Below are 26212 nucleotides of genomic sequence, written 5' to 3'. Positions count from 1 at the left end.
CCCCGTCAGTATCGTAATAGAAAACCGCTCCAGGAAACAGTTGTTGCTGTCATAGAATGCAATATTTATTTTGCCCTTCTTTCACAAACGCACCATGGTCGCCGCCCTATCTGCTCCCGGGCATCTCGAAATCCACCTATAGTGAGCCGTTCCCGAAACCGCATCGCCTGGCTCATTGCGCGATCGTGGCCAAAATCCCGCCTTGTTCGCGCGCGATGGAAAGGGGGCTGCCGGGGGGCAATCCGAGGACAAGACCGTGATCAAGACCGCCCTTGTCGCCATGACCATCGTCGGCTGCGACTGCGACGCCAAGCTTTGCGAATATATCGGCGAGACGCCGGCGAAGTGGGCAACCATCGCCGACTGCGAAGCGGCGATGAAAAGCCAGATGCTGCATCAGAAGAACTTCGACTATCCGCTGGTCTCCGGCATCTGCCGCACCAAGGGGTCGGCATCCTCTTCGCAACTGGCGGCGACCGCATCCGGCCCGGAACTGAAGCCGGCCAGCCGGAGTGTTCAATCCGAAAGCCCATTGCCGCCGGAACTGAGCCGTCGGCCGAGCGTGCCCGTCGGCTCGCCGACGACGGCCATGGAAGCAGCAGCGGCGCGGCCCGTCGCCTACGAGCAAGTGGTCGATGGCGGAACCGGCGTGCTCTACCGCACCAGGAACGGCTATGCCGTGGTCAAGACCGATCTCGGCCGTGCCGCATCGGCAACGGTCGGCATGGCCAAGCGATCCGCGAACTGGCTGGCAGGGCTCGTACCGAGCGGGCTGTGAGCGGGTCCCCCGCCCGTGTCGCACTGCGGTTGAAAACCCTCGCTAGATGCCTGATGGCACCTGGCATCAAGGTGGAGGATCGCCATCCCATGAAGCATGCAATTCGCGTTATGCTATCCCTGATATTGGTGTCTGCTCCGTTAGCCGCCGGGGCGCAAGACTCCAGCCAAGGCGATGACAAGGTCGTCAACGTCGCCAGGGACGATCCGGACATGGCAGCGGCCATTGCGCAGGCGCGCGTCAGCCTCGATCAATTCCTGTCCTTGTCGGAAGCACCGCCAACCGGAACCGCCGATTACAAATTGAAGGTCGAGGTCAAGGACGGAGACACTTCGGAACACTTCTGGATCATCCCCTTCCACAAGACCGCAACCGGCTTTGCCGGAACATTGGCGAATGAGCCGCAGGCCGTGCACAACGTGGTTGCCGGCCAGGAACTCGAATTCACCCGGGACGATATTTCCGACTGGGGCTACACCAGGAACGGCCGCCAGGTTGGCAGCTTCACCGTCTGCGTGCTGTTCAAGACGATATCGAAGGAAGAAGCCGACTATTATCGCGAGAATTACGGCTTCGACTGCTAACGCGAGTCAGCTGGGCTGAACCTCGCCATCCGTCGCGCCGATCTTGCGCACCAGCGCCGCCGTCGCCAGGATCGAGCCCATATCGGCGATCATCGGCGCTATATGGCTGGTGTAGTCGAGCGGCACGGAAATGGCGGGCAGCTCGAAAAAGTTCTTCGGCTGCGGCAAAAGCAGGAAACCGTCGCTGCCGTTGAGCGCGACCCGCGCCGGATCATCGCGCCATGTCTCATGCAGCCATTTCAGCGCCTGCGCCAGCCGGCCGGTTACCAGCGGCTGGGCGGCGGCGACATTGTCGGTGCGGAATTCGTAGTCGCCATCGAGCAGGGGATCACCGCTCGACAGTTCCTGCATCTTGCCGGCGAAGATGCCACGGAAGAAACCGACGACCGCATTGCTGCGCCGCGTCGCCACCAATGTGCCGGGAAATGGCGCGATCGTCTCGAAGGCGACGATGACGCCCTTGAAGACCGTCGACGAGCCTTTGCCCGAGCCTTGGCGCAACTCCGCCTCGTAAAGCTCGAACGGAAACTCCTCGTAGCGGCCTGACACGATGTCGTCGAAGCTCTGCCGGTTGAAGGCGCCGACCACGGCCCGCGGCAGCCGGTCGAAGGAATTCGGCGTCACGCTGTGCTGATAGCGCACATCCCTGATGAAGCCGAAAATGATCGGCAGCAGCGTGTCGCGGAACGATTGCTGCAGCCGCGTCGCCGGTCTCATCGCCAGGAAATAGAGCAGCAGCGCCGCGAAGAAACCAACGACATAGAGGAACACATGCGGTGTCGAGAACCACTGCTCGTTCAAGTCGGCGACCTTGTTGAACAACCAGGCCACCAGAGCGACGAAGACCAGCAGCAGCCCGAGAAACACCGGCACCCGCCAGCGCACCTGGCGATAGGCCGAGGCGCGTCCGGCCTCATAGGCTTCGATGTTCTTCCTGATGCCGGCGATGACCGTTTCATCAGGCATGAAATCCGCTGTTTCCATCGCCCCCTCGCAAGCCGCATTTCACCTATCATACCGTTTTTTGCGGAGAGTCGTCAGTCGCCGAAAATCGCCTTCAGCCTGGCCTCGACCTTGCCCTTTATCAGGTCGGTGAGCGCCTCGACCGGGACCAACCGCTCATGCCCGCCGGCGCGGAGCCGCATGAAGGGATACATCCTGTAGCCGGCGATGGCGCCGCGCTTGCCAAGATCGGCGCTGACATCGACGACGAAAATGCCGCCGATGCGGCCAGGCCATGGCTGGCGCGCCAAGGCGGTACCGAGGAAGTCGCCGAGCCCATAGGCGACAAGCGTCTTGCCGACCCACTGCACCGGCTGCACGACATGGGCATGGTGTCCGGCAATCAGCCCGACGCCATGCGAGGCAAGCTGCCTTGCCAACGCCTGCGTCTGGGGCTGTGGGAAATGCCGGAACTCCCAGTCCCAGTGCGGAATGGCACAGCGGAGATCGATGCTCTTGTCCGCTGCACCTTTTGCCCATGCCACCGGATCGCTTTGCATCGACACACGCTCGTTGAACAATACAGCGTCGGCATTGCGCCACAGCGTGAAGGCGGCAAAGCCGATCGTCAGTGGCCCGGCCTTGACCTGCTCTACAGGTCCTTTTTTCGCGGTGCCGATGGTGCGGATGCCGAGCCGTTCCAGCGCCGCAACGGTCTCGTCGAAACCGGCGATACCCTGGTCGAGCACATGGTTGTTGGCCAGGGACAGCACCAGTCTTTCGCGCGCGATGCCGAGGGCGGCCAGCGCCTCGGCGAGAAACCGTTCGCTCATCGCGTGGTGCGTGCCGAGCCGTGTGCCAAGCGCTACGCTCGGCCGCTCCACGACCGGACTCTCGCAATTGCCGATCACCAGATCGGCCGATGCCAGCAGCTTTGCGATCATCGGGTCGCACTCCGGCGCACTGCGGTTTGCCACCGCCGAAATGTCGCCGACGAAAGCCAGCCGCACCTTCCGCGCCGGCGGCGGATCGATGATGGTTGTGGCCGCAATCGGCGCAAAGTCCCTGACATCGCCGCCGAGCGACGGCTTCAGGAAGCGCGGCAGCCATGACAGTTTATAGGAAAGCGGATAGTTCGACACGCGACGCCCAATCGTTTGCCCAATCGGTTGGCTTGTGTAGACGGTCTGCCCGGGAAGTGTCGACCGTCAGCCTCGAAACACTGCCGCTCGTGATGGGCAGACGCGGCGCACTGAATACGTGTATGGTCCGCGCAATGACATAGTGGAGGAATGAGATGACACGTGTAGCAAGCCTGCTGGCGTCCGCCCTCCTTCTGTTGCTGCCGATATCTTCCGCCCGCGCCGCGGCGCCCGAAGCGGCAACCGCTTTGTTCGAAGCCAAAACCGTGGCCGACCGTAACGCCGCGCTGACCGCGCTCGAGGCCGCGTCATCAGGCGATCCGGCACCGGCCTACGCCGCCGGCGCGGGCGAGTTCTTCACCGCGCTGGAAATCCTGGCCGGCGGCCTGCACCGCCACGGCTTCGATAGCCCGCAATCCTTCATGCTGCCGCTGATGCGGCTTCCGGTTCCGGACAATCCCAATCCCGAACCGCTGACCTATGAACAGTTCCGCGCCATTCTGGTCGCTTTCCGCGACCGGCTGGAGAAATCCGCCGCCACGCTGGGTTCGGTACCGGCGGATGCCGATATCGGCATGGTCATCGACCTCACCCATGTCGGCATCGACCTCAACGAGGACGGCGCCATCGCGCCGGACGAAAGCATGGCCGCCATCATGGCCTCGCTGGCGCGCGGCGGCGTCGCTCCGGACGCCGCCGCTCCCTCACTCGCCTTCCGCTTCGACCGCGCCGACGGCTACTGGCTGCAAGGCTATGCCGAGTTCCTGATGGCGCAAGCCGATTTCTGGCTGGCGCATGATTTCCGAAATATGTTCGACGGCTCGTTCCACATGCTGTTCCCGCACGCCAAACTGCCGCTGCAGGACATTCTCGTGCCGCTGGACGGCGGCACCAGCGGCGGCATGCTGGCCTCCGAATGGCGCATTGCCGACTTCATCTCGCTGGTCCACCTCGTCAACTGGCCGGTGGTCGAGCCCGAGCGCCGGCAGGCTGCCCGCCGCCATCTCCTGGAAATGATCCGGCTGTCGCGCGAGGACTGGAAGGCGATCCGCACTGAGACCGACAATGACCGCGAATGGCTGCCCGGCCCGCAGCAGAAGGGCGCAAACCCGCTGACCGGCCTCGAAGTCGGCGAGGAGCAGGTGCAGGCCTGGCTCGCCACTTTGACCATGGCCGAGGATCTGCTCGAAGGCCGCGTGCTGCTGCCGCATTTCCGCATCGCCGACAAGGGCATCAACATGAAGCGCTTCTTCGAGGAGCCGAAAAATTTCGACCTGGTGCTGTCGATCACCGGCCCTGCCATCGCGCCCTATCTCGAGAGCGGCAAGATCCTGACCAGCGACGAGTTCGACCAAATCCAGCGCCAGTTCGGCGGCGCCGGATTTTTGACCTTCGCGCTGTGGTTCAACTGACGGCAATCGCCAGGCATTCGCACCACCGCTCCTGACACCCTTGTGTCAGCAGCCGCGGTTCGCATCGGGCCCCTCGCCACTGCGCCCTTTCCATTTCGGCGGACTCTGCCCATATTCGGGGCATGGCCAAACTCCCCGACAAAAAGACGCCCTCGACGGCGGGTGACAACAGCGCTTCGCCGCCCAAGCGGCGCAGCCCGCTGACCGATTTCCTCGATGCCTCGGAGCCCCTGCACAAGGGCGGCTTTGCCGAGGCGCCGCAAGCCGACTTCACCGGCACGCCGCTGACCGGTTCGATTGCGGACTGGGCCGAGCAGATCGAGCAGGAGGCCGAGAAGGAAGGGCGTCTCGCCGGCAAGGGCGACGGCGGCAAATCGCCCAAGGCTGCGAAAAAGATCCCGGAGCGCTCCGCCGCGCCCGGCCGCAGTTCACGCGGCACTTCGATGGGCGGCGCCGCCACGGCCCGCGAACGCACCGCCGCCGGCCTCAATCCGGTTGCCGGCCTCGACATCTCGCTGGAAGACGCCGAGACGATGGCCTCGGGCAGTGTCACCGCGACGGTCGCGGCGCTGTCGGCGCTGATCGAATCCGGCAATCCGCTGCACAAGGACGGCGTGCTGTGGACACCGCACCGCCCTGCCCGCCCGGAAAAATCCGAAGGCGGCATCGCCATCAAGATGGTGTCGGATTTCGAGCCAGCCGGCGACCAGCCGACCGCCATCAAGGATCTGGTCGAAGGCGTCGAAAACAATGACCGCACCCAGGTGCTGCTCGGCGTCACCGGTTCGGGAAAAACCTTCACCATGGCCAAGGTGATCGAGGAGACGCAGCGCCCTGCCTTGATCCTGGCGCCTAACAAGACGCTGGCAGCGCAGCTCTACTCCGAGTTCAAGAAATTCTTTCCCGACAATGCGGTGGAGTATTTCGTCTCCTATTACGACTATTACCAGCCGGAGGCCTACGTTCCGCGCACCGACACCTTCATCGAGAAGGAATCCTCGATCAACGAGCAGATCGACCGCATGCGCCATTCGGCGACGCGCTCCCTGCTTGAGCGCGACGACGTCATCATCGTCGCCTCGGTGTCCTGCATCTACGGTATCGGCTCGGTCGAGACCTATACGGCGATGACCTTCCAGATGCAGATCGGCGACCGGCTCGACCAGCGCGCTCTGCTCGCCGACCTCGTCGCCCAGCAATACAAGCGCCAGGACATCAATTTCGTCCGCGGCTCGTTCCGCGTCCGCGGCGACACGATCGAAATCTTCCCGGCCCACCTTGAGGATCGCGCCTGGCGCATCTCGATGTTCGGCGATGAGATCGAAGCGATCACCGAATTCGACCCGCTTACCGGCCAGAAGACCGGCGAACTGAAAAGCGTCAAGATCTACGCCAACTCGCACTATGTGACGCCGCGCCCGACCTTGAATCAAGCCATCAAGTCGATCAAGGAAGAGCTCAAGCAGCGCCTGCAAGAGCTTGAAAAGGCTGGTCGTCTGCTGGAGGCGCAGCGGCTGGAACAACGCACCCGCTTCGATCTGGAGATGCTGGAAGCCACCGGCTCCTGCGCCGGCATCGAGAACTATTCGCGCTATCTCACGGGACGCCAGCCGGGCGATCCGCCGCCGACCTTGTTCGAATACATTCCCGACAATGCGCTGGTGTTCGTCGACGAAAGCCACGTCACCGTGCCGCAGATCGGCGGCATGTATCGCGGCGACTTTCGTCGCAAGGCGACGCTGGCCGAATATGGATTCCGCCTGCCCTCCTGCATGGACAACCGTCCGCTGCGCTTCGAGGAATGGGACGCCATGCGTCCGCTTTCGGTCGCGGTTTCCGCTACGCCCGGCGGCTGGGAAATGGAACAGTCCGGCGGCGTCTTCGCCGAGCAGGTCATTCGCCCGACCGGGCTGATCGACCCGCCGGTCGAGGTGCGCCCGGCCAAAAGCCAGGTCGACGATGTCGTCGGCGAGATCCGTGACACCACGGCCGCCGGCTACCGCACGCTGGTCACGGTGCTGACCAAGCGCATGGCCGAGGACCTGACCGAATATCTGCATGAGCAGGGCATTCGCGTCCGCTACATGCACTCCGACATCGACACGCTGGAGCGCATCGAGATCCTCAGGGATTTGCGCCTCGGCGCCTTCGACGTGCTGGTCGGCATCAACCTGCTGCGCGAAGGCCTCGACATTCCCGAATGCGGTTTCGTCGCCATTCTCGACGCCGACAAGGAGGGCTTCCTCCGTTCCGAGACGTCGCTGATCCAGACCATCGGCCGCGCCGCCCGTAACGTCGACGGCAAGGTCATCCTCTATGCCGACCAGATCACCGGCTCGATGGAACGGGCGATGGCGGAGACCAACCGCCGCCGCGAGAAGCAGATGGAGTGGAACGCCGCCAATGGCATCACCCCGGAATCGGTCAAGTCGCGCATCTCCGACATTCTGGATTCGGTCTACGAGAAGGACCATGTCCGCGCCGACATCTCGCAGTTCACCGACGGCGCCGGCGCGATGATGGGCAACAATCTCAAGGCCCATCTGGACGCCATGGAAAAACAGATGCGCGACGCCGCAGCCAATCTCGACTTCGAGAAGGCCGCCCGCATCCGCGACGAGATCAAGCGGCTGCGCGAGATGGAACTGTCGATCTCGGAAGACCCGCTGGCCAAATATGCCGACATGGAAAGCCCGGTCTCCGGCCGCGAGAAGGGCAAGCACAACAAGGGCGTGGCCAAACACCGTACGGCTGAGGAGCAGGAGCGTTTCCGCAAGTTCGACGAGGCACGTGCCGCCGAAGAGGCGGCCAGGGCTGCCCGCTCCAACCTGTTCCGCAAGCCGGCGCTCGACGAGATGGGCGCCGACGGCGCCGTACCGGTGAAGAAGCCGCTGTTTGCCAAACCGTCGCTGGACGATATGGGTCCCGGCACCGACATGCCGACGCCGTCAGGCGCGGTGTCGCGTTCGCTGTTCAAGAAACAGTCGGCACAGGAAGCACACGGCTCCGACTTCGGCATTCCGGGTGACGCCACCAAGCCGCTGTTCAAGAAGAACTCGCTCGATGAGATGACCGTGCGGCGGACGGAAAAGCCGGTAGAAGGAAAAGTGCCGGCCAAGCCGCAGCCAATCTCCCCCCTTGTGGGGGAGATGTCCGGCAGGACAGAGGGGGGCGCGAAGGATCGCAGCGATTCCGCCAAGCCCATCGTTCGCCAGCGCGCCGGCATCGGTTCCTACGAGGACGCGGGCGACGCCCGCCGCGAAAAGCGCCGGCCCGGCAAGACCGGCAGGCCGGGGAAGTAGGTTCGTTCGAAACGTGTGCGGGACAGCGCCCCCCTCTGTCCTGCCGGACATCTCCCCCGCAAGGGGGGAGATCAGCAGTCTCGCCGCCCCGGCACTCCCCCACCCACTTGCCTCCACCACCACCTTTGGTGTAATCGCTCCCGCACACTCAACGTCTTGTCTTGAAAGGAGGGCTCACGTGTTTACGTTTTTTCGTCACCATCGTCAGCGTGGCCCGATTTCTGCCCTGCGAGTTCGCTTGCAGGGCTGACCAGGGACATCACGGGTTTTTTCCCGCTTTGATTTTTTGGTCTGCCCTTCGTGGTGCGCAACACTGAGCCTGATGGCCGGAATGCGCACCGTCAAAGTGCATCCGGAGCTGTCTCCGGCAAGACCAGAGAAATCACAATGGCCCTGATCAGCCTCAAATCCCTTGGCGTCACCATGAGTGCGCCGCTGTTTTCCAACCTCGATCTCACCATCGGCACCGGCGACCGGCTCGGCATCGTCGCCGCCAATGGCCGCGGCAAGTCAACCTTGCTCAAATGCCTGACCGGCGAGATGGAGCCGACCTCCGGTGACATCAGCCGCACGCTGCGCGTCGGCCATGTCGAGCAGTCGGTTCCCCCTGCCCTTCTCAGCCACACTTTCCATCAGGTGGTGGCTGACGCGTTGCCGGCCGAGCAGGCCGACAGAGAGATGTGGCGGGTCGACGTGGTGCTGGATTTGCTCGACGTGCCGGAGCCGATGCGCGAGCGCCCCATGCAGGCGCTGAGCGGCGGCTGGCAGCGGCTGGCGCTGATCGCCCGCGTCTGGGTCACCGATCCCGATGTGCTTTTGCTCGACGAGCCGACCAACCATCTCGACCTCGCCAAGATCAGCCAGCTGGAGAGCTGGCTGAACGCGCTGCCGCGCGAGGTGCCGGTGGTGACCGCCAGCCATGACCGCGCCTTTCTCGACGCCACCACCCACCGCACGCTGTTCCTCCGCCCTGAGGAATCGCCGGTGTTTGCGCTGCCCTATTCGCGGGCGAGGCAGGCGCTGGACGAACTGGACGCTTCGATGGCGCGCCGGTTCGAGCGCGACATGAAGGTCGCGCAGCAACTGCGAAAACAGGCCGCCAAGCTCAACAACATCGGCATCAATTCCGGCAGCGACCTTTTGACGGTGAAAACCAAGCAGCTCAGGGAACGGGCGGAGAAGCTGGAAGACGCCGCGGTATCAGCGCATCGCGAGTGCCCGGCCGGCGCGATCCGGCTGGCGAACCGCGGCACCCATGCCAAGGTGCTGATCACGCTTGACGACGCAGCCGTGGAAACACCCGACGGTACGCTGCTGTTCAAGACCGGCAAGCGCCACATCTGCCAGGGCGACCGCATCGTGCTGCTCGGCCGCAATGGCGTCGGTAAGTCGCGTTTCGTCAATCTGATCCGCAATGCCATCACCGAGCTGGACACAGTGCCCAACGTCAAGGTGACGCCTTCGACGGTGCTCGGCTACAGCGACCAGGCGCTGGCCGGCATCAGCGGCGACGACACGCCGCTGGCCATGGTCTCGCGCCGCTACGATGTCGGCGAGCAGCGCGCCCGCTCGCTGCTCGCCGGCGCCGGCGTGGTCATCGAGATGCAGGAGAAGAAGATCGGCATGCTGTCAGGAGGCCAGAAGGCGCGGCTGATGATGCTGGCGCTCAGGCTCGCCAACCCCAACTTCTACCTGCTGGACGAGCCGACCAACCATCTCGACATCGATGGCCAGGAAGCGCTGGAGGAGGAATTGCTCAAGCACCAAGCGAGCTGCGTCCTCGCCTCGCACGACCGCTCCTTCATCCGCGCCATCGGCAACCGCTTCTGGCTGATCGACAAACGGCGACTGACCGAAGTTGAAGATCCCGAGGACTTCTTCCGCTCGGTGGCCGAACCAGACGGTTGAGGGCGAAGGATCGACGCTCGATGGACTTATCGATGATCAATCCGTCTGTAAATTATTTGCTTACAGGCCCTTGATCTATGTAAGCAATATGTTTACATACGGCATGATCAAGTCCTTCAAGAATAAGGCGCTGTCGGACCTCTTTCAAACCGGGAAAACCGGTAAGATCGACGCCAAGATGCACAAGCGCATTCTTGTCCGGCTTGACCGCCTGGAAGCTTCAGAGAAGCCGGAGGAGATGAACCTCCCCGGCTTCGACTTCCACCCGCTGAAAGGCTTCGATCCCATCCGCTACACGGTCCACGTCAATGGCCCGTGGTGTATCACATTTGAATTCGACGGCATGGACGCCGCCCGCGTCGATTTCGAGCAATACCACTGAGGCGGCCAGATTGGAGAAGTTCGACTTATGACCGTGCACGAGCCGACGCGTCCGATTGAGCGTTGTCCCTCCCACCCGGGAGCGCTGCTTGAGGACATTATCCCGGCAACTGGAAAGACCAAGGTGGAAATCGCAAATCTGCTCGGCATCTCTCGACAGCAGCTCTATGACATCATCCGCGAAAAGAAACCGGTTTCGCCGGCTGTGGCTGCCCGCCTTGGGAAGCTGTTCGGCGACGGCGCCGCGATCTGGCTTCGGATGCAGGCGGCTTTCGATGCCTGGCACGCCGAGCGTGAAGTTGATGTTTCAGCCATCCCGACGCTGAAGGTTGCGTAGGCGCATTCGGCGGCGTCTGAATGGATATCAAATTCTGCAGCAAAAAGATTTCGGCGCTCTGTCGGATCGCCTGAACCTGCTGCGTCCTTGGGATGCCGACACGATGATGCCGGCTTCATCTGAGGAGAAAGCATCATGTCCATTCTGTCATCCATAGGCCGCGTCGCCACCCGTTACGCACAGAACCGCGCCCGCCATCGCAGCGAGCGCGAGCTGCTCGCCCTGCCGATCGAACTGCGCAAGGATATCGGCTGGCCTGAAATCGTCATCGACGCCCAAAACGGCCCGAGGATCTGCAGGGCGCCCTGACCATGCGGCCCGGGAGAAGTGCTATCGATGCAGGCCGCCGCCGGGCGACCTTTGCTCAGTCATGCGTATCGCCCGAAAGCGGCGTCGCCTGCATCGATGCGCGCTTTTCGAACGCTTCGAACCAGCGCGTCAGCCGCACGCGCGCGCGAAACGACGGCAGCTGGCGGAACGCCATCCAGGACAACGTGGTGGCAAGCGCTATGTGGCCGACATGGAGCGGCGCCTCATCATCCAGCGTGCTGTCGATCCAGTCGTAGCTCGCCTCGATCTTGTCCCGGTATCCCTGGGCGAGCGTGGCATGGCGCAATTGTTCGGGCCTCCTTTCCGTCTCCCAGCGCAAGCCTATCCCCGTCTGCGCCAAGCCTTGGGCGACCGCCTGCAGCCGCAACGCCTGCCAACGCGCCTCGCCATCCTGCGGCAGCAATTTGCGGCCGTCATGCAGCGTGTCGAGATAGGCGCAGATGACATCGGAATCGAAGAGCGGCGACGCATCCGGCCGCAGCAGCACCGGCACCTTGCCGAGCGGATTTTCGGCGTAGACACGGGCGTTGCGCAAGGTCGAGCTGGTCTCGTGGTGAATGATCTCGAGCCGATCGGCAAGGCCGACCTCATGGGCGAAGACGAGCGCCTTGCGCGCGAAGGGCGAATGGGTCTGGTAGTAGAGGATCATTGTCGTCTCAACGGGTTGAAGAAGCGGTCCCTTTTCTAACCCGCGGGCCGCGAGGATTGCGCTCTGATTGGGCGCCGCCGGCGCAAGTTCCTTTCACGCCAAAAAATCGCAGCGGCCATGTAGGATTGCCGCCGCCTCGTTCGTCCTAGGGTTCGCAAGACCAGATCAAACGCCCAGTCCAAACGCAAAGAGGAGCAAGATATGACCGACCAGACCCCCGTTCAGCCGGCCGCGAAAGTTCTCGGTGGATTGACCCCCTATCTGCAACTGGACGGCGCCTTCAAGGCAGCCGAATTCTACAAGAAGGCCTTCGGCGCCGAGCAGGTGTTCTTCTATCCGCCCGACGACCAGGGCCGCACCATGCACATCCATCTCCACATCAACGGCTCGACGCTGATGATCTCCGATTTCTACCCCGAAAACGGCATGCCCGCCGTCAAGCCGCAGGGCTACACCATGCAGCTCCATCTCGGCGCCGACGACATCGACGCCTGGTGGAAGCGCGCTGTCGATGCCGGCTGCGAAGTCGCCGTACCGCTCCAGCTGATGTTCTGGGGCGACCAGTGGGGCAACATGCGCGACCCCTTCGGTGTCGAGTGGGCGATGAACGCACCGGCGAAGAAAGGCTGACGCTTCTTACCTCTCCCCCTGTGGGAGAGGTCGGATTGCCCCGAATTGCTCTTCGCAATTCGGCTGGCAATTCGGGTGAGGGGTAACTTGGCGCCAAGCTGGAACACCCCTCAACCGTCTCGGCGCTGCGCGCCGATCCACCTTCTCCCACAACAAGGGGAGAAGGAAGAACGCCACCAACCAGGGAGAACCCCATATCCTACGTCGATGGTTTCGTGCTCGCCGTGCCCAAGGCAAATCTCGATGACTACAAGAGACTGGCCAACCTCGCAGGCCCGATATGGATGGAGCACGGCGCGCTCGCCTATGTCGAATGTATCGGCGACGACGTGCCCAATGGCGAGGTCACTTCGTTTCCGCGTGCAGTTCAGGCCAAGGACGATGAGATCGTCGTCTTCGCCTGGGTGGTTTATGAATCCAGGGAAAGCCGCGACACGGTGATGCCCAAGGTGATGGCCGATCCGCGTTTCACGCCCGATTGGGGACCTATGCCCTTCGATATGAAGCGCATGATCTACGGCGGCTTCCAACCGTTCGTGGAGCTGTAGCCGCTGCCTCAGGCCAGCTTGTCGAGGAGAGGCTTCAGCCTGTCTCCATAGCGCTTCCACAGATCGACCGAGCCCTGATACATCGGCTGGCGCACCTGCGCGGCCGAGGCCGTGCGCACCGGACGATCGGTCTCGTGGAACGACAGCACCTTGTCGTCCCAGGGCAGGCCGAGATGCGAGATCAGCGCCCGCGTCTGTCCCTCCTGGTCGGCGACGAAATCCTCGTAACGCACGTCATGGACAACGCCGGGCAGCACGCTGCGCCAATGCGCCATGATGTCGGTGTAGAGATTGTGGAAGTCGGCAAGTTCGCCGAGATCATAGCCGTAGCGGTGACTGTCGCCGCGGAAATGCACCTTGTAGATCGAAAGGCACGTCGCCGCCGCATCGCGCGCGCAATGGATGATTTTCGCCTTCGGCAGCATCATATGGATAAAGCCGATGAGCAGGAAGTTGCCGGGCATCTTGTCGGTGACATGCCTGAAGTTGGGATAGCGGGCATGCAGCATGTCGAGATAGGCTTGGCCTGCCTCGGCAAACTCCGCGTCGGATACATCAACCAGTCCCCAGGGGAAGCCGCCGGGCATATTTGTCGGGAATTGCTTGCCGACCGCGGTCTTCAAAATGCTGAGCTCGCCCGCACCGTAGACCTCAGGATGGCTGGCGATGATCTGTTCGACCAGCGTGGTGCCCGAACGCGGCATGCCGACGACGAAGATCGGCGTGTCATTGGAAATCGGGCTCGGCTTGTGCTTTTCGAAAAAGCCGGTGTCGAACACCGTCTTCATCGCCTCGAATTCGTCGCGTGTCCTGACGGAATCGTAGTCGATGCCCTTGCGGCGAATAGCATTGCCTTCGGCGAAATAGTCGAAGGCCCTGCTGTAATCCTTCAAATCGTCATTGGCCTTGCCGAGACCGAAGGAGAGCTGCATGCGCGCCAGGCTGTCGGCCGGCGCCTTGGCGTGCTGTGCCTCCATCCCCGCGAGTTCGGCGTCGCGCTCCTTCTGGCGCTTGACCTGCGTCAGCATCAGCCAGGCTTTGGCCATGCCCGGCGCGATCTCCAGCGCCTGCCGGAACAGGTCGGCGGCTTCATCGAGCTTGCCTTTTTCCATCAGCCCGACGCCGAGCCCATGCAACAGGTCGGCATCCTTCGGTCGGATGGTCAACGCCTCGCGGAAGGTCGCCAACGCCTCGTCCAGACGCCCGGCCTCCTGTAGCGTTTCGGCAAGCCCGATGCGGGCACGGACATGGAAGGGATTGCGTCCGACCGTGCCACGATAAATGTCCTCCGCACCCTCGAACTGGCCGAGCTGTTTCAACGCGGACCCCAGATTATCGCGTGCCGCGAGCTGGTCGGGCTTGAGATCGACCGCACCACGGAAGAAATCGGCCGCTGCTGCAACGCGACCGAGATCGCGCATCACCGTGCCGAGATTGTTGAGGAAATCGGGATTCTTCGGCTGCAGACGCACCGACTGCTCGATCAGCTCCAGCCCTTCGGCGCTGCGCCCGGTCTGGTGCAGCAGCAGGCCCAGGAAATGCGCCGCCGCCGCGTGATTGGCCTTGCGCGCCAGCACCTGCCGGTAGAGCGTCTCGGCCTCCTGCCGGCGCCCGGCCTGGTGCAGCTGCAGCGCCTGCTGCACATATTGGTCGAGGCCTAGCGGTGGCTGTCCGCCCGAACCTGCGCCTGCCGCTCTTCTCTGATCTCTGTTGATGGGAAACCTGCCGTGTTTGTCCGCTAGCCGGACCTAAGGCATGGAAGAGACAGATTCAAGGGCAGATCGAAGCCGGGTATCGTCTTCGATCAGGGCAACAACCGTGCGTAAAATCAAAGTGCTGCGGGGGTGTCCAGCGGGCGCGCAGCACTGCACGTCGTGACAAAGCTCGTCCGGTCAAATTAGCCGGTTGCTTTCGGCAAGCTGGCGCTTCCGCCGCAGCGTTCCGTCGGTGTCGGCGACCTTGCGCCGTGCCGCTTCGTCGCTCCTTATCGTCAGGCGCACAGAGAGGGCTTTCGGGAACGCGACGATTGGCGCGACGGTTGCGACTGGGCCGTCCGGTGTTTTCATGATTCTCATAGATTCCGCCTTTCAGCAAAAATAAAATCAGGCGACAGGACAATTATTCCGGCGCGCCATCGATAAGGGATTTGTTGATATAATGACGTCATAGCAGTTTTATCCAAGATTTATATGCGTTAAATTTTTAGGTTGGTCGAATCGAGCCAGAAATTATCTTGAACAAGCCACTGTTTAAGGCTATGAGTTGTAAGATCGTTTTTGGGCCAAGCTTGGCATATCGCGGCGTCAGAAGTTCTCGACCCGCCAAACTCATTCCAAATCGCCGATATCTGAATTGCCGGCACAGTGGCGTGCAGCGCGTCCAGGCGGAACCAGAGCGAAGCCAATGTCGGAGCGCACCACCCATTCCATCGCCCATTTCGCGGCACCCTTCGTGCTCGGCGGACTGGAAGGGCAACTGCCGGCCGGCGACTATGACATCGATCACGATGAAGAGCTGATCGAGGGCATGTCGCGGCTTGCCTGGCGTCGCGTCGCCACCTTCATCCATTTGCCGGCAAGGGCAGTGAAGAACCCGACCACCAGCCAGCTTGTCGCCATCGACTACCTCGAACTCGAAACAGCGCTGAGGCGCGACCAGGAGAACGCAGCATGATCCGCTTCCAGCAGAATGCGCGTCCGCGCACCGACACGCCCTCGCACCGCTTCGCCGTCGGCCAGACGGTCCGCATGAAGAGCCGCATCGGGATGCTCCAGAAGCCCGTGGAACTGTTCGAGATCAAGAGCAGGTTGCCGGTCAAGGACGGCTCGCCGCAATACCGCATCCGCAGCGAGCAGGAGACCTATGAGCGGGTCACCACGGAAGACAATCTCGAAGTGGCCGACGATCCGGTTGCTGCCAACAACCCGGCCGCCTGAAACGCCGGCAAAGCCAAGCCAACACGCACCAGGAGCAGTCCATGTCCAAGGGTCAACAGCGAAGCAACCGCGAAACGCGCAAGCCGAAGAAGGATAAGGTCGTCGCCAAGCCGGCCGCCCCCTTCGGCTCGTCGGTCAAGCAGGCCGAGAGCGGCCTGAAGCCGAAGTCCAAAAACTGACCGGCAAGGGGCGCTTCGTGCGCCCCTCCGTCGCCTTAGAGCAATTCCAGGAAAAGTGTGAGCGGTTTTCCCAGGAAAAGCGCGTAGCGCTTTCCCTAGGGAATTGCGAAAAAACAGAGAGATAGAGCGGTTCGCCGTTTCCGGGAAACGCGCTCTAGGTGCAAGGTGACGGCAACAAGCTCGCGCAACGCTCTGCCACGGAGACGTGCTTGAACTTCTTCATCGAGTTCTACCGTTCGCGCGACGCCGACGAAGCCACGCTCGACAAAGTGTCGCTGGAAGCGCCCAACCTGCGCGCCGCCCTTCAGGGCGCAACCGCGCTGTTCCATACGCTGGCCATGCCGCAGATCCCCGACCGCCTCCGCATTTGCGACGAGGACGGCAGCGAGCTCTACGCCGGCCCGGCCGACGGGGCGTATCCGGTGTAGGCAGCCATTCCGATTTGATCCGCGCGCCAACCCCAAGCGCTCGTCTCATCCCGTCCAGCCACCCTTCCCGGCCTCGGCGCTGGCGCGGCGATCCCCCGCCCGGGGCGAGTTATGGGTCTCGCCCCATCCTTTGCCCTCTCAGCAGGGGCCGTTGTCGACGACGCGATAGTCGGCGGCACGGGCCTCGCAGGCATTTGGGAAGGTGCGCAGTTCGCCATGACGGCGGGCGCAGACGGGCGCATATTCGCGCGTGCAGAATGTCGGTTCCTCACCACCGCCGTCACGGCAAGGGCCGTCTCGCACGATGCGGTAGCCCGAGCGCTCTGCCAGGCAGGCATTGGCGAAGGTCTGGCGGTCACCGCCGCGCCGCGCGCAGACCGGCTCATATTCCCTGGTGCAGAATTCCGGTTCCGGCCGTGGCGGCCGCGGACGGGGTCCCGGCCCGTCGTCGACGACGACGGTGCAGGCCGCAAGAAGACCCGACAGGAAGAGAATGGCAAAACCCTGGCGCGAGAAGATCGTCGCAAGAAATCTCATGAATATGCCTCCCTCGAGAACCTCCGTCCCGGCGCAAAACGCGCCTGTCGATCCTCGTCATTCCCTTGCCAAATACAACCCCTGTTTGCGGCGCGGCGGAGCCATGCGACACCCCTCCCCGCATTGTTTTAACCTTAGACTATATCAGCTGGACCATGCGTGGCCGGGCTCTGGCTGATGACCGCCAACGGGGCCGGGTCTATCGAAGCGCCTGCGTTGGGATGCGTCGATGGTCGCGGCCCGCGGCGCTATCTTGCAACTATCACGTTTCCGTGCGATAAATTTTGTGTTCGGGCATTTGCGACCCGGAGAGCGGAACGTTTTGGACGACCTTTCCCCGATACTGTGAATCTCTGACGGCCCCGTTTTCGGCGGGGGGTTTTACCATGCGCAAATGCAGGACTGCCGAAGCAACCACCGGGACTTGCCCACGATGCCAGGCGGCGGGCAAACCACAAGACTGACACGGGTGAAGGAGTTTCCCCAATGGCCCAGACCGGCACCGTTAAATTCTTCAACGCGACCAAAGGCTTCGGCTTTATCACGCCCGACGGCGGCGCCAAGGATGTGTTCGTCCACATTTCCGCGATCGAGGCTTCGGGCCTGCGTACGCTCGTCGACGGCCAGAAGGTCACCTTCGACGTTGAACCCGACCGCATGGGCAAGGGCCCGAAGGCGGTCAATCTCCGCGCGGCCTGAACCGGCGGTGCCCGCGCGCCTGTCAGGGCGCGCGAAGGAAGTACTGAAAGCGTGCTTGAACCGGCTTTGTCAGCCGTCACAGAGTTTCGAAGGCGCGACGTTTCCCGTCGCGCCTTTTTCGTGTCCGCCGGTGATGGGCAAAGGACGCTCGACCCGTTCATCGAATGGCTGATCGCCGGCGCGATCGTCTGGCGCGAATTGCCTTGCCTGCAACGATCTATTTGACCCCCTCGACCGTTGCCGGCCTCGCCAAAACTTTCTCTTGCCGATAGCGCTAAAATAAAGGACAAATTTCCCTTCGGGCATTTGCCGGCCCGAAACTGACTTTATGGGATCAAAGGGAGCTTCCCATGCCGCAGACCGGCACCGTCAAATTCTTCAATCATGCCAAAGGCTTCGGCTTCATCACGCCGGACGACGGCCAGAAGGATGTCTTCGTCCACATTTCCGCCGTACAGGCGTCGGGTCTTCCCGGTCTGGAGGATGGGCAGAAAGTGACATTCGACACCGAGCCGGACAAGCGCGGCAAGGGTCCGAAGGCCGTCAATCTGTCGGTCGGCTAAGCCGGCTCAAGACAGTCTGGACGGAGATTGATGAGGCGGGGCGCCTTCCGCACGCGCTTGGTTTTTGCCGCATGGCCTGAATTCAGAGGTGTAAATTCCGTTCAGCCCCCGTTCAGCCACGGTCTCCTATTAATCGTCCCCAAGGCCGGACCGCATCCCCTAGAACTACCCGGGCCGGCACGAAGGAGACCAAAATGAATCGCATTTTCAAGACCGCCATCCTGGGCGCCGCACTCGGCGCGACCACGCTCGCCGCTCTGCCCGCCGCCAACGCCGACGAATGGCGCCATCGCCATCATGGTCACCACAATGGTGACGCGCTTGCAGCCGGTGTGGTCGGCCTTGCGGCCGGCGCCCTGATCGCCGGAGCGCTGAGCAATCCGCAGCCGCGCTACAGCAGCTATGACGACGACTACGAATATCGCGAAGTGCGGCCGGTGCGCCGTTACTATGCCGAGCCGAGGGTTGTCTATGCCGACCGCTATGCCGAGCCGTGGACCCGCGACTGGTACGAATACTGCTCGGACCGCTACCGGACCTTCAACGCCCGCAGCGGCACGTTCACCGGCAATGACGGTGAGCAGCATTTCTGCACCGCTAATTGAGGCTTCCCTGCCCCAAACAAAAAGCGCTGACTGCAAGGTCGGCGCTTTTTTTGTTGGCAGAAAGACATCGCTAAGTAAGGAACGGATTGGTCCGCCGCTCCTCGCCAAAACGGCCGCCCGGGCCATGGCCGCAGATGAAGCCGATGTCGTCGCCGAGCGGCAAAAGCTTGTTCTTGATCGAGGCAATCAGCGTCGCATGGTCGCCACCAGGCAGGTCGGTGCGACCGACCGAGCCGCGAAACAGCACATCGCCGACATGGGCGAACTTCGCCGCGCGGTTATAGTAGACGACATGGCCGGGCGCATGGCCAGGGCAATGCAGCACCTCGAACACATGCGAACCGAACGACACGGTTTCGCCTTCGGTGAGGAAGCGGTCGGGAACGCAGTTGCGCACCCCGGCAATGCCGTAGCGCTGGCCCTGGTTCTCGAGATTGTCGAGAAGCAGCTTGTCGGCCTCATGCGGCCCGATGATCTCGACGCCGAGCGCCTCTTTCAGTTCCATGGCGCCGCCGGCATGGTCGATGTGGCCATGAGTGATCCAGATCGCTTCGGCCGAGATCGCATTGTCCTTCAGCACCGCCAGCACCTGGTCGATGTCGCCACCCGGATCGACGACGACGCCATGCTTGTCATCCATGTCGAACAGGATGGTGCAGTTCTGCTGGAAGGGCGTGACCGGCACGATGCCGGCATTGAGCTGACCCATGGTTGTCCTTTCGCTGTGTCTGGCGTGATGTAGAGCAATTCCAGGAAAAGTGTGAAACGGTTTTCCGTCCGGAATTGCGCCAAAATAGGCACAGGCAGGCAACGTCCACAGCTCCGCGGCAATCTTGACAGACCCCAAAACAGAAATGGGCGGCCCAACGGCCGCCCATTTGACGAAGCCCGAGATGTCGAGGCTTATTTCTTCATCGCGCCCATGACCGCACCGATGATGCCGGTCAGGATCGCGCCGCCGCCTGCGCCGCCGACGAGATTGTCTACGTTAAACGCGCTGCCCGCTGCCGTCGCGGCCGCTGCCGGATCGACCGTGCCGCCGCCGAGCAGGCTGCCGAGGATCGCCGCGCCGCCGACGCCGCCAATGGCGCCGCCCAGGATTTTGGTCAACTGGCCCATCGCCGCATTCTTCAGCGCAACGCCGATCGCCTGACCACCGACAACACCCGCTATTACCTGCACAACGATCGCAATGAGCGTGTTCGTATCCATGTACCTAGTCCCTCCATAGCTGCCAGCCTCCCAGGCCGACACCCATCATGAGACGCCGAATTAGACGAAAGTCAAATGCGTAAATGCTGAAATAAAAGGGGCGGCCCTAAAACCGCCCCTGCTTGCGAAAAAAGCTGTGATTTTCGTTATTCTGCGGCTATGGCATGCTTAGGCTGCACTGCGGCAGAATAGTCATTCATCAAAGTCTTGGCGATTTCACCGACCTCGAATCGGTAGGGACCGATCTCGGAAACCGGCGTCACTTCCGCCGCCGTTCCGGTGAGGAAGCACTGTTCGAAGCCTTCGAGTTCCTCAGGCATGATGGCGCGCTCGATCACCTCAAGGCCGCGGTCCTTGGCCAGGCCAATGACAGTGCGGCGGGTGATGCCGTCGAGGAAGCAATCGGGCTTGGGCGTATGGATCTTGCCGTCCTTGACGAAGAAGATGTTGGCGCCGGTTGCTTCCGCGACCTGGCCGCGCCAGTCGAGCATCATGGCATCCGCATAGCCCTTGGCCTCGGCGGCATGCTTGGACATGGTGCAGATCATGTAGAGGCCGGCGGCCTTCGACTTCGACGGCGCCGTGCGCGGGTCGGGCCGGCGCCATTCCGCCAGATCGAGACGAATGCCCTTGAGCTTCTGCGCCGGGTCGAAATAGCTCGGCCACTGCCAGATGGCGATGGCGCAGTTGATGCGGCTGTTCTGCGCCGACACGCCCATCTGTTCGCTGCCGCGCCAGGCGATCGGCCTGACATAGGCATCCTGGAAACCCTGCTTCTTCAGAAGCGTGGTCGAGGCCTCGGTGAGCTCGGCCACCGAATAGGGAATCTTGAAGCCGAGCAGCCGCGCCGATTCATGCAGGCGCTCGGTATGCTCGTTCAGCTTGAAAATCGCGCCGCCATAGGCGCGCTCGCCCTCGAAGACGGCGCTGGCATAGTGCAGGCCGTGGGTCAGCACGTGGATCTTGGCGTCGGCCCATTTGACGAACTCGCCGTTCATCCAGATGAAGCCTTCCAGCTGGTCGAAGGGAACGGATGCCATGGAAACCTCCCGCGGGCGGAGGCCCGCACATCATTGGTGTTGTTGTTTGTTTCGCGACAGCCGCATCGGGCGGCCGGATATCTTGAAGCGTAAGCGGATAATCGAACTCTGGCAAACTCAGGAAGTTCCGGAAAAACCGCGCTCCCTTGCCTTTTCGTTCGCAATCCGCCCAAAAGCTTGTCAAAAATTACCATTGCAGGGAAATTACGTCAATAGTACTGACATAATTTCCCTCTATGGACGGAGAAATGATGACGGATCGAAGCCCAGCTGCCGGAAAACCGATCAAGACGGCGATCACCGACGAGGACGGCATCGACTTCGCCATCATCGAACTGTTCTTCTTTGCCTATCGTGATTTCACCTCCGACCCCGACCAGATCCTGGCCGATTACGGCTTCGGCCGCGCCCATCACCGTGTGCTGCATTTCGTCAACCGCCGGCCGGGGCTGACGGTGGCCGAACTGCTCGACGTGCTCAAGATCACCAAGCAGAGCCTGGCGCGGGTGCTGAAGCAGCTGATCGACACCGACCATATCGTGCAGTTGCAGGGCCCGCGCGACCGCCGCCAGCGTGAACTCTACCCGACGGCCAAGGGCCGCGCCCTGGCGCTGGCTCTGGCGCGGCCACAGTCACGCCGCATCCGTGCTGCATTGGAAGATTCCGGAGCCAGCGAGCGCCCCTTGATCGAAAGATTCCTGGAAGCCATGGTCAATCCGGAACTAAGGGCGCAGATCGACATTGTGCCTGCAAACATGTCAGGGAAAAGCCATGGAGACCATTGAGAGGGTGGACCAGCCGGCGGCGCCGGACGATGACGCGCCGCATCTGCTTGTGGTCGACGACGACACCCGCATCCGCAATTTGCTGAAGCAGTATCTAACCGAAAACGGTTTTCGCGTCACAGTCGCGGGAAATGCCGGCGAGGCCAGGCGCAAGCTCGCCGGTCTCGACTTCGACCTCCTCGTCCTCGACGTCATGATGCCGGGTGAAACTGGCGTCGACCTCACCAAGGCGCTGCGGGAGGAGAAGAACGTACCGATCCTGATGCTGACCGCGCTATCGGAGACCGACAGCCGCATCACCGGGCTCGAGGCCGGCGCCGATGACTATCTGCCCAAGCCCTTCGACCCGCGCGAGCTGATCCTGCGCATCAACAACATCCTGCGCCGCGGCGGCCCGGCGACCACGCCCAAGGTCGAGCAGCTGGTCTTCGGCCCCTACACCTTCCAGATCGCCAGGCGCGAACTGAAGCGTGGCGGCGAGGCGCTGAAGCTGACCGACCGAGAGCAGGAGATCCTGGCGATCTTCGCCGCACGCGCCGGCGAAACCATACCGCGCCATGAGCTGGTCGGCGACGATTCCGAAGTCGGGGAGCGCACCATCGACGTCCAGATCAACCGCCTGCGCCGCAAGATCGAGCGCGATCCGTCCAATCCGGTCTGGCTGCAGACGGTGCGCGGCATTGGCTATCGGCTCAGCGTGGAATAGCGGGCCCGGCCAGGCGTTTCAGTTGCTTGCTAGCTGCACGGTGCCAGGCGATGGCATTCATCGCTTCATGCGGCATGCGCTCGCTAACGAAGTAGTTGCTTCTTAACCAAGTCGAGCGCATCCTCTCTGCCGGCTTGAGGAGCGATTTGCGCGTGGGCTTTTTGAGAATGCTTGTAATTTGCGCGATTGCGAGCGCCGGTGCCGGCGGCTTCGTCACCGTCGTTGAACACTTGATGTTTACCCCACCGCCGCCGGTCGCGCTCGACGCTCCGGTCCTTTTGAAGAAAGACCCGCCAAAGAAGCGAATATGGCGGCGAGCGCTGACCTAACTTCCGCACCGAGGATAGGGCTGTCGGCAAGACTGGCGATCTTCGGCCTTTGCTACGCTGGTGTCGCGGCCGGCCTGTTCCCTGAAACCTACCTCGCGGCACTGGGAACGCAGCGGCTGCTGATCCTTTATTTCCTGCTGCCCTTCTTCATCCTGCTCGGGATCGGCATCGCGGCACCATTTAGAGACCGACGAGCCCCGGCGACTTGGTTCCTCGCGAAGATCAGTTCCCGCTGGCGCGGCGCGACCCTCACCCTTGGTATCTTCATTCTCTGCCTGGCCGCCTTCACCACCTACAAGCATGAGCTTGCGCAGATGGTGCCGTTCTTCGCGGACCGGCAGCTTGCCGAAATCGATGCGGCCCTTCATTTCGGGCATATCTGGAAATGGGCGCGCTCGGTTCCCTTGCCAGGTGTTGTCGACCAAGCCCTCTATGTCCTCTATGCCCAATTCTGGTTCGTGGCAGTCGCCTTCGTGGTCGTCACAGCCGCCTGGATGGATGACGCCCCCAAGCGCCAGCGATACTTCTTGTCGCTCTCTGCGACCGCGGTCATCCTCGGCATCGTTGTGCGGGTAGTGGGGTCATCCGCAGGCCCGATTTTTTACGACCGGCTGTTTGACCCGGACCTTTTTGACGATCTCACCGCCTCGCTTCGAAGCAGCAATGCAGGCCCGGCCATCCTGCGCATAAGCGACTATCTCTATTCGTCCTACACCAACCGCCAGGCCTCGATCGGGACCGGCATATCCGCGATGCCAAGCTTCCATGTCGCCATGGTCACGCTTAACGCGCTTCTACTTGGCAGCATTAACCGGACGGCTGGCATCTTCGCCTGGCTCTACGTCGCAGCGATCATGTTCGGCTCGGTCTATTTCGGTTGGCACTATGCCATTGACGACTATGTCTCGATCATCCTGGTATGGCTGATCTGGCGTGTCGCAGGAAAGCTTACAGGCGCAAAGCAGAAAATGATCTCGTATGAGAGCTAGCCGGGTTTAATGGCGATTTAGGCAAGCTCAGTCCATTTCGGCCCGACGATCTTTCATACCGATCTGAAGGCCAGGCTGGGCGTTCGACAGCCGTCCTGCAATAGCCCAGATGATTGGCGTCAACAGCATAGAAGCGTATCCATCGACCGCGTAGTGCCAGGCCAAGTGCACCGAGCCCAGCTGGATTGCGGCCAGAAACGCAATGCTGGCCCAGCGGAGTAAACGCCCAAAACGCCAGAGATAAATCGCGTTCAGGGTCGCGACAGCCACGTGCAACGATGGAAAGGCTGAAATGCCGCTGCCCAAGCGTGGCCCATCGAGTCCGGCATTGGCCAGCAGATAATTTTGCGTATCCAGCGCCGAGACGGGATAGGTCAGGTTGGTCGTCTGAAGGTAGTCCATCAGGGGAGAAAACGTACCTTCGCCATAAAACGGCATAACGAATACTGGCCCAACTGAAGCGAAGACCGCCGCCAAAACGTTACCTATCAACACCCAGGTAAGGACGAAAGTGACCAGAAACTGGGAACGCAGCCGCCCGTCCCTCGTTGAAAAAGCGACGCAAAACAAAACGATGAAAACCTCGGCAAACCAAAGATTGTAAAGAACGTTCAGCGAAAAGGTGAGAGGGCCAAAGCCAAGCACAGGATGAAAAAATCTCCATGCATCGACCCCGCCATGAATTGCCCTGTCGATCGCCGCCAGGGACGTGTCGGCATAGAATGGTTGAATCTTGCTGATCCCTCCCTTGATGCTGGTAAACATCGAGAAAAAGAGCGGAATGACGAGCGCAACCGGCAGTCCGGCTGCAAGTCGATCCGGCAGGTTGTTGGCCAGCATGAGATCTTTCATGGCACGTAACGGTTGCTCTGGCCGTTGAATAGCCAACCGAATCAAGACTATAGCAAGAAGGATCAGGGTCACCGATGCCCCGAAAAATAGGAAATTCTTATTATATATTTTTAAGTTTATGACGATGTTCCAATGCGCCGCGGCAATAAGCGCGAGTAGAACATAGGCGATTACTGTCAGGAAAAATGGTTGATTGGCGCGCCAAGCCTCCGAAGTGCTACGGACCGCTAGCCGCGCTATCGACATTGAAGAAAATCTCCGGAACCAAGCGCTAGTTAAGCTGCTGCAGTATCCCCGAACTGCCCACCAACGCCAGACTGGCATAAATCTGGAACGCTATCGTGCAGATCGCAGCCGCCGAAATCGGCACGCCGAAGGGCACGACGCCCTTGCGGTCCAAGTGCTGTATATAGACGCGAAACGCGCCTGCCGGCAGCATGAAAGGGTTTTTCATGATCGCCACGGTGGCGACGGCGAAAACCAATAGCAGCACCGAGAACACGGCGAGACCGCTTCCAGCGGTCAGAAACGGAACGACCGCCATCAGCTTGACGTCGCCGGCTCCGACCTTGCGCAACGCCCAGAACGGAAAGAGCGCAAGAAACAGCACGAGGCCAGCTAGCGCGCTCAGGCCCATGTCCCACCATGATCCGGATAAGATCGAAAGGAACTGCAGCGATCCCAGCCCGAGGCATAAAAGCAGCAGCACGTCACGATTGGATATTTTCTGTGTCGTGAAGTCCAGCCATGCAATCCTCGCGAGAAGCGGGAGGGCGAGAGCCTTCAGCAGCAGCGACGCGGCAAGCAACATGTTGGGGTTCTACCGCTCGATGTTCTGCACGCTGGACGATAGCAGCTTCAGATTGTTGGCCACGGTCGGATCATTGGGCGCCAGTTCGTAGGCCTTGAGGAAATTGCTGCGCGCGTCCTGCAGCTTGCCGCGCAGCAGGTAGGAATAGCCGACATTGTTGTAATATTCGGGCGTCGCGCCAACCAGCTTGAAGGCACGGCCATAGGCCCGATCGGCAAGGTCGAAGCGGTGTATCCGGTCGCAGGAGGCGGCCAGTCCCATCCAGGCGCCACCATCATTGGGGGCGAGCTGCGTCGCCTTGAAGAACAGTGCGCCGGCATTGCCGTAATTTTCCGCACGGAACTGGTTCTTGGCCTCCGCGACAGCCTGATCCGAGGCGTAATATTCGACGTCACCGACCGTCTTCAATCCGTCGAAAGCGTCGCCAAAGGACGTCACGTCGCCTTTCGACGGCTCGTTGGTTCGAACGACACCGTCCGCCCCGTTCGTCTGGCAGCCGGCAAGTGCCGCCATGAACAGGCAGGCCATGACTGCAATGGGCCTTTTCATACAATCTCCCCGTGAGTCCCCCGACCCATATTAGGACCAAAGCATATAC

At 61.8% G+C, this 26212-nt stretch carries 33 protein-coding genes; 21 read left to right on the top strand and 12 right to left on the bottom strand.

Features of this window, described 5'->3' with window-relative positions:
• The first annotated feature begins 256 nt into the window (after window positions 1-256).
• Window positions 257-778: a hypothetical protein gene (locus tag AC1D1L_RS04435; protein ID WP_477339120.1), complete on the top strand. Its 522-nt coding sequence runs from the start codon at window positions 257-259 to the stop codon at window positions 776-778.
• An 89-nt stretch (window positions 779-867) separates the two neighbouring features.
• On the top strand, window positions 868-1362 hold the full coding sequence (locus AC1D1L_RS04430) for a YegJ family protein (protein WP_477339118.1): 495 nt from the start codon (window positions 868-870) through the stop codon (window positions 1360-1362).
• Window positions 1363-1368: 6 nt separating this feature from the next.
• On the opposite strand, the gene AC1D1L_RS04425 is transcribed toward AC1D1L_RS04430, so the two are convergent.
• The gene (locus tag AC1D1L_RS04425) at window positions 1369-2346 is read right to left on the bottom strand and encodes a hypothetical protein (RefSeq protein ID WP_477339117.1); all 978 of its coding nucleotides are present in this window, start codon (window positions 2344-2346) and stop codon (window positions 1369-1371) included.
• A 53-nt stretch (window positions 2347-2399) separates the two neighbouring features.
• Window positions 2400-3446, bottom strand: a complete 1047-nt coding sequence (locus AC1D1L_RS04420; RefSeq protein ID WP_477339115.1) for a CapA family protein — start codon at window positions 3444-3446, stop codon at window positions 2400-2402.
• A 155-nt stretch (window positions 3447-3601) separates the two neighbouring features.
• Here AC1D1L_RS04420 and AC1D1L_RS04415 point away from each other — a divergent pair, with 155 nt between their 5' ends.
• The 6 genes from AC1D1L_RS04415 (at window position 3602) to AC1D1L_RS04390 (ending at window position 11095) form a co-directional block, all read left to right on the top strand.
• Window positions 3602-4858 carry a hypothetical protein gene (locus tag AC1D1L_RS04415; protein ID WP_477339113.1) on the top strand — a complete coding sequence of 419 codons (1257 nt, stop codon included), beginning with the start codon at window positions 3602-3604 and terminating at the stop codon, window positions 4856-4858.
• A gap of 122 nt (window positions 4859-4980) precedes the next feature.
• On the top strand, window positions 4981-8160 hold the full coding sequence (gene uvrB, locus AC1D1L_RS04410) for an excinuclease ABC subunit UvrB (protein WP_477339111.1): 3180 nt from the start codon (window positions 4981-4983) through the stop codon (window positions 8158-8160).
• Between the two features lie 387 nt (window positions 8161-8547).
• A complete protein-coding gene (locus AC1D1L_RS04405) occupies window positions 8548-10068 on the top strand; it encodes an ABC-F family ATP-binding cassette domain-containing protein (protein WP_477339109.1) in 1521 nt (506 codons plus the stop codon).
• Window positions 10069-10171: 103 nt separating this feature from the next.
• The gene (locus AC1D1L_RS04400; protein ID WP_142869261.1) at window positions 10172-10450 is read left to right on the top strand and encodes a type II toxin-antitoxin system RelE/ParE family toxin; all 279 of its coding nucleotides are present in this window, start codon (window positions 10172-10174) and stop codon (window positions 10448-10450) included.
• A 27-nt stretch (window positions 10451-10477) separates the two neighbouring features.
• Window positions 10478-10786: a HigA family addiction module antitoxin gene (locus tag AC1D1L_RS04395; protein ID WP_057143482.1), complete on the top strand. Its 309-nt coding sequence runs from the start codon at window positions 10478-10480 to the stop codon at window positions 10784-10786.
• Between the two features lie 135 nt (window positions 10787-10921).
• A complete protein-coding gene (locus tag AC1D1L_RS04390) occupies window positions 10922-11095 on the top strand; it encodes a hypothetical protein (protein ID WP_185970417.1) in 174 nt (57 codons plus the stop codon).
• A 55-nt stretch (window positions 11096-11150) separates the two neighbouring features.
• Here the strand turns inward: AC1D1L_RS04390 and AC1D1L_RS04385 are convergent, their stop codons facing one another.
• The gene (locus tag AC1D1L_RS04385; protein ID WP_477339106.1) at window positions 11151-11765 is read right to left on the bottom strand and encodes a glutathione S-transferase family protein; all 615 of its coding nucleotides are present in this window, start codon (window positions 11763-11765) and stop codon (window positions 11151-11153) included.
• A gap of 201 nt (window positions 11766-11966) precedes the next feature.
• On the opposite strand from AC1D1L_RS04385, the gene AC1D1L_RS04380 reads away from it, so the two are divergent.
• Together AC1D1L_RS04380 and AC1D1L_RS04375 are read left to right on the top strand one after the other, a co-directional pair.
• On the top strand, window positions 11967-12395 hold the full coding sequence (locus tag AC1D1L_RS04380; RefSeq protein WP_112561031.1) for a VOC family protein: 429 nt from the start codon (window positions 11967-11969) through the stop codon (window positions 12393-12395).
• A 194-nt stretch (window positions 12396-12589) separates the two neighbouring features.
• The gene (locus AC1D1L_RS04375; RefSeq protein WP_112561032.1) at window positions 12590-12943 is read left to right on the top strand and encodes a DUF1428 domain-containing protein; all 354 of its coding nucleotides are present in this window, start codon (window positions 12590-12592) and stop codon (window positions 12941-12943) included.
• An 8-nt stretch (window positions 12944-12951) separates the two neighbouring features.
• Here the strand turns inward: AC1D1L_RS04375 and AC1D1L_RS04370 are convergent, their stop codons facing one another.
• Both AC1D1L_RS04370 and AC1D1L_RS04365 read right to left on the bottom strand, forming a co-directional pair.
• Window positions 12952-14586, bottom strand: coding sequence for a tetratricopeptide repeat-containing sulfotransferase family protein (locus tag AC1D1L_RS04370; protein ID WP_477339104.1), 1635 nt, complete (start codon window positions 14584-14586; stop codon window positions 12952-12954).
• 249 nt (window positions 14587-14835) lie between these two features.
• Complete coding sequence (locus AC1D1L_RS04365) at window positions 14836-15018, bottom strand: hypothetical protein (RefSeq protein WP_477339102.1); 183 nt, start codon at window positions 15016-15018, stop codon at window positions 14836-14838.
• Window positions 15019-15346: 328 nt separating this feature from the next.
• On the opposite strand from AC1D1L_RS04365, the gene AC1D1L_RS04360 reads away from it, so the two are divergent.
• The 4 genes from AC1D1L_RS04360 to AC1D1L_RS04345 all read left to right on the top strand — a co-directional run bounded on the left by AC1D1L_RS04360 (window position 15347) and on the right by AC1D1L_RS04345 (window position 16486).
• The gene (locus AC1D1L_RS04360; RefSeq protein WP_112561035.1) at window positions 15347-15616 is read left to right on the top strand and encodes a hypothetical protein; all 270 of its coding nucleotides are present in this window, start codon (window positions 15347-15349) and stop codon (window positions 15614-15616) included.
• Window positions 15613-15879 carry a hypothetical protein gene (locus AC1D1L_RS04355; protein WP_142869210.1) on the top strand — a complete coding sequence of 89 codons (267 nt, stop codon included), beginning with the start codon at window positions 15613-15615 and terminating at the stop codon, window positions 15877-15879. The genes AC1D1L_RS04360 and AC1D1L_RS04355 overlap by 4 nt, the downstream gene beginning before the upstream one ends.
• 41 nt (window positions 15880-15920) lie before the next feature.
• Complete coding sequence (locus tag AC1D1L_RS04350) at window positions 15921-16058, top strand: hypothetical protein (RefSeq protein WP_192257804.1); 138 nt, start codon at window positions 15921-15923, stop codon at window positions 16056-16058.
• 209 nt (window positions 16059-16267) lie between these two features.
• Window positions 16268-16486, top strand: a complete 219-nt coding sequence (locus tag AC1D1L_RS04345; RefSeq protein ID WP_477339100.1) for a hypothetical protein — start codon at window positions 16268-16270, stop codon at window positions 16484-16486.
• A gap of 138 nt (window positions 16487-16624) precedes the next feature.
• Here AC1D1L_RS04345 and AC1D1L_RS04340 read toward each other — a convergent pair whose 3' ends face one another.
• Window positions 16625-17023, bottom strand: coding sequence for a Kazal-type serine protease inhibitor domain-containing protein (locus AC1D1L_RS04340; protein WP_477339098.1), 399 nt, complete (start codon window positions 17021-17023; stop codon window positions 16625-16627).
• A 486-nt stretch (window positions 17024-17509) separates the two neighbouring features.
• Here AC1D1L_RS04340 and AC1D1L_RS04335 point away from each other — a divergent pair, with 486 nt between their 5' ends.
• From AC1D1L_RS04335 to AC1D1L_RS04320, 4 genes are all read left to right on the top strand, one after another.
• On the top strand, window positions 17510-17722 hold the full coding sequence (locus AC1D1L_RS04335; RefSeq protein ID WP_006202520.1) for a cold-shock protein: 213 nt from the start codon (window positions 17510-17512) through the stop codon (window positions 17720-17722).
• A gap of 51 nt (window positions 17723-17773) precedes the next feature.
• Window positions 17774-17947 (top strand): hypothetical protein, encoded by a 174-nt coding sequence (locus AC1D1L_RS04330; RefSeq protein WP_477339096.1) that lies wholly within the window; start codon window positions 17774-17776, stop codon window positions 17945-17947.
• Between the two features lie 125 nt (window positions 17948-18072).
• On the top strand, window positions 18073-18285 hold the full coding sequence (locus tag AC1D1L_RS04325; RefSeq protein ID WP_112561038.1) for a cold-shock protein: 213 nt from the start codon (window positions 18073-18075) through the stop codon (window positions 18283-18285).
• A 194-nt stretch (window positions 18286-18479) separates the two neighbouring features.
• On the top strand, window positions 18480-18890 hold the full coding sequence (locus AC1D1L_RS04320; protein WP_477339094.1) for a BA14K family protein: 411 nt from the start codon (window positions 18480-18482) through the stop codon (window positions 18888-18890).
• A 70-nt stretch (window positions 18891-18960) separates the two neighbouring features.
• Here the strand turns inward: AC1D1L_RS04320 and AC1D1L_RS04315 are convergent, their stop codons facing one another.
• The 3 genes from AC1D1L_RS04315 to AC1D1L_RS04305 all read right to left on the bottom strand — a co-directional run bounded on the left by AC1D1L_RS04315 (window position 18961) and on the right by AC1D1L_RS04305 (window position 21142).
• Complete coding sequence (locus tag AC1D1L_RS04315) at window positions 18961-19599, bottom strand: MBL fold metallo-hydrolase (RefSeq protein ID WP_477339092.1); 639 nt, start codon at window positions 19597-19599, stop codon at window positions 18961-18963.
• 194 nt (window positions 19600-19793) lie between these two features.
• Window positions 19794-20102: a hypothetical protein gene (locus AC1D1L_RS04310; protein ID WP_454576898.1), complete on the bottom strand. Its 309-nt coding sequence runs from the start codon at window positions 20100-20102 to the stop codon at window positions 19794-19796.
• A 146-nt stretch (window positions 20103-20248) separates the two neighbouring features.
• Window positions 20249-21142, bottom strand: a complete 894-nt coding sequence (locus AC1D1L_RS04305; protein WP_477339089.1) for a branched-chain amino acid aminotransferase — start codon at window positions 21140-21142, stop codon at window positions 20249-20251.
• A gap of 251 nt (window positions 21143-21393) precedes the next feature.
• On the opposite strand from AC1D1L_RS04305, the gene AC1D1L_RS04300 reads away from it, so the two are divergent.
• The 3 genes from AC1D1L_RS04300 (at window position 21394) to AC1D1L_RS04290 (ending at window position 23951) form a co-directional block, all read left to right on the top strand.
• Window positions 21394-21927, top strand: a complete 534-nt coding sequence (locus AC1D1L_RS04300) for a MarR family winged helix-turn-helix transcriptional regulator (RefSeq protein ID WP_112561176.1) — start codon at window positions 21394-21396, stop codon at window positions 21925-21927.
• Window positions 21914-22633, top strand: coding sequence for a response regulator (locus AC1D1L_RS04295; protein WP_112561043.1), 720 nt, complete (start codon window positions 21914-21916; stop codon window positions 22631-22633). The genes AC1D1L_RS04300 and AC1D1L_RS04295 overlap by 14 nt, the downstream gene beginning before the upstream one ends.
• Before the next feature lie 307 nt (window positions 22634-22940).
• Window positions 22941-23951 (top strand): phosphatase PAP2 family protein, encoded by a 1011-nt coding sequence (locus AC1D1L_RS04290; RefSeq protein WP_477339087.1) that lies wholly within the window; start codon window positions 22941-22943, stop codon window positions 23949-23951.
• Window positions 23952-23978: 27 nt separating this feature from the next.
• Here AC1D1L_RS04290 and AC1D1L_RS04285 read toward each other — a convergent pair whose 3' ends face one another.
• From AC1D1L_RS04285 to AC1D1L_RS04275, 3 genes are read right to left on the bottom strand one after another with little or no spacing between them, the layout of a single operon-like run.
• Window positions 23979-25049 carry a phosphatase PAP2 family protein gene (locus tag AC1D1L_RS04285; RefSeq protein ID WP_477339085.1) on the bottom strand — a complete coding sequence of 357 codons (1071 nt, stop codon included), beginning with the start codon at window positions 25047-25049 and terminating at the stop codon, window positions 23979-23981.
• A 25-nt stretch (window positions 25050-25074) separates the two neighbouring features.
• On the bottom strand, window positions 25075-25614 hold the full coding sequence (locus tag AC1D1L_RS04280; RefSeq protein WP_477339083.1) for a prepilin peptidase: 540 nt from the start codon (window positions 25612-25614) through the stop codon (window positions 25075-25077).
• A gap of 9 nt (window positions 25615-25623) precedes the next feature.
• Window positions 25624-26163: a tetratricopeptide repeat protein gene (locus AC1D1L_RS04275; RefSeq protein ID WP_477339081.1), complete on the bottom strand. Its 540-nt coding sequence runs from the start codon at window positions 26161-26163 to the stop codon at window positions 25624-25626.
• Between the last annotated feature and the right edge of the window lie 49 nt (window positions 26164-26212).

This window comes from Mesorhizobium sp. P2_D6, from assembly GCF_056404315.1.
The sequence above is the reverse complement of the archived record's forward strand: the minus strand, read 5'-3'. Positions and strand labels throughout refer to the sequence as shown.